1 protein-coding gene is annotated in these 510 nt (G+C 54.9%); it reads left to right on the top strand.

Annotated elements, in window-relative coordinates:
- A partial coding sequence (locus RBB62_RS20175; RefSeq protein ID WP_309401095.1) for an integrase core domain-containing protein occupies window positions 1-510 on the top strand: 510 nt, incomplete at both ends.

The following is a 510-nucleotide window of genomic DNA, read 5'->3' as shown; positions in this document are numbered from 1 at the left end:
GGACGTGTCTACCAGCAGACCTTCATCGACGCCTACTCCAAGGTCGCCTGCGCCAAGCTCTACACGACCAAAACGCCGATCACCGCCGCCGACTTGCTCAACGACCGCGTCATGCCCCTCTACGAGGACAGCGACATGGGCTTGTTGCGCATCCTCACCGACCGCGGCACCGAATACTGCGGCAAACCCGAGCAGCACGACTACCAACTCTACCTGGCCATGTGCGACATCGACCACACCAAGACCAAGGCCAAGTCACCGCAAACCAACGGCATTTGCGAACGCTTCCACAAGACTATGCTGCAAGAGTTTTATCAGATCGCCTTCCGCAAGAAAGTTTACGTTAGCATCGATGCGCTGCAGAAGGATCTCGATGAGTGGATGCGCTTCTACAATCACGAACGCACTCACCAAGGCAAAATGTGTTGCGGTCGAACGCCATGGCAGACATGGATCGATGCCATACCCTTGTGGAAACAAAAAGTCGATGACCTCAACAACAACAACAAC

The organism is Cerasicoccus maritimus (genome assembly GCA_031296935.1).
GTDB lineage: Bacteria > Verrucomicrobiota > Verrucomicrobiia > Opitutales > Cerasicoccaceae > Cerasicoccus > Cerasicoccus maritimus.
This window is presented reverse-complemented; position numbering and strand designations above follow the sequence as displayed.